Source organism: Streptomyces sp. NPDC060205, assembly GCF_042728395.1.
GTDB lineage: Bacteria > Actinomycetota > Actinomycetes > Streptomycetales > Streptomycetaceae > Streptomyces.
Genome location: NZ_JBHWZP010000643.1, coordinates 1 through 1311 on the forward strand (window position 1 = coordinate 1; position 1311 = coordinate 1311).

General features: G+C 49.9%; 2 protein-coding genes and 1 pseudogene. 2 read left to right on the forward strand and 1 reads right to left on the reverse strand.

Translation table 11 applies throughout. From position 1 onward, the window contains the following. Together ACFWGJ_RS43720 and ACFWGJ_RS43725 are read left to right on the forward strand one after the other, a co-directional pair. A partial coding sequence (locus ACFWGJ_RS43720) for a YgdI/YgdR family lipoprotein (protein ID WP_387334554.1) occupies positions 1-368 on the forward strand: 368 nt, incomplete at its 5' end. Between the two features lie 21 nt (positions 369-389). Further along, positions 390-617 carry a YgdI/YgdR family lipoprotein gene (locus ACFWGJ_RS43725; RefSeq protein WP_000719360.1) on the forward strand — a complete coding sequence of 76 codons (228 nt, stop codon included), beginning with the start codon at positions 390-392 and terminating at the stop codon, positions 615-617. A 564-nt stretch (positions 618-1181) separates the two neighbouring features. On the opposite strand, the pseudogene ACFWGJ_RS43730 reads toward ACFWGJ_RS43725, so the two are convergent. Further along, positions 1182-1311 (reverse strand): annotated as a pseudogene (locus ACFWGJ_RS43730) (hypothetical protein); the annotation flags it as partial.

Genomic DNA, 1311 nt, shown 5'->3' on the forward strand with positions numbered 1-1311 from the left:
TCCAAAATCTTTTTTCATTCATTTTTACTGCTGGGAATTATGCCCACATTCAATCCTCTTTTCGCATTAAAAAACGACCGATACTTAGATGGTTAGTGACCATATCCACTTTACCTTTAAGCAGGGAACCTATTATGAATAAAAAAACGCTGTTGGCGGCCATGATGGTCGCGTTGGTGACCTTTGCCGCTGCTGGATGTTCTTCAAACCAAGAAATAAAAACCACAGATGGTCGCACTATCGTTACAGACGGCAAACCCAAAGTTGACAGTGATACGGGGTTAGTATCCTACAAAGATGCCCATACAGGCCGAACCGAACAGATCAACCGTGACAAAATTACCAACATGAGTGAACTAGACAACTGATACGGATAAAAGGAGCTGGCTTTGAAAAAGATTTTTGTTTCAGTGTTCGCAGCGGCAGTTGCGCTTTCAGCCCTAACCGGCTGCACGCGCACAAGCTATGCCATCCACACCAACGACGGGCGTACAATTGTCAGCGACGGCAAGCCTACAGAATCAGACTCAGGCCTGCTGGGCTATAAAGACGCAAATGGTGTCAAACAGCAGATCAATAAAGCCGACGTTAAAGAAGTCTCTGAAATTCCGCATTGAGGCATCGCTCTCTCCGAAAAGGGCCGCTAATGCGGCCCTTTTCTTTATCTGCCCCAACAACAGGCAAAAAAAGCCCCCGCTGGGGGCCAAATACCTGCAGTGGCTGGATAGTACTGCATTCCTGATGAAGGAGACGAATAAGTATGGGCCGGATTTTTGCGTCTGCAGGCTCGGTCGCCACAATTTTTCCGTACCCGCCAGGCATCATGCTTTTACCATAACATCCGTTGTCTGCACCGCCGGATCGGCACTGACGGCGCAGACGGCACCTGGCACCCGAAAACCCGGCTTAAGCAACGCTACATCCTCCGTTAAGCCGGGAGATAATTTTTACCCGACTGCATAGCCATGCAGCCAGGTGAATGACGGCAGGATTCAGCCCAAAAACAGCGTGAAGGCCCCGAAAACCGGCAAATGCTTTTCCAGCCACTCCCACAGTTCTGCCGCCAGATGCAGGCAGTTAAGTACAGCTTCAATAACATTAAGCAGTTTCATAATTCCCCCTGGTATAGGCCGTGATCTTTGCATCACGACGTATTTAGCGGGGAATTTCGCAGCCCTTCTTCTTGGGGTCGTTTGCGGGAGGGGGCGGAATCCTACGCTAAGGCTTTGGCCAGCGATATTCTCCGGTGAGATTGATGTGTTCCCATCCGAGCGGCGAAACATGGGCCAAGAGATCGGGCGATAGCAGCTT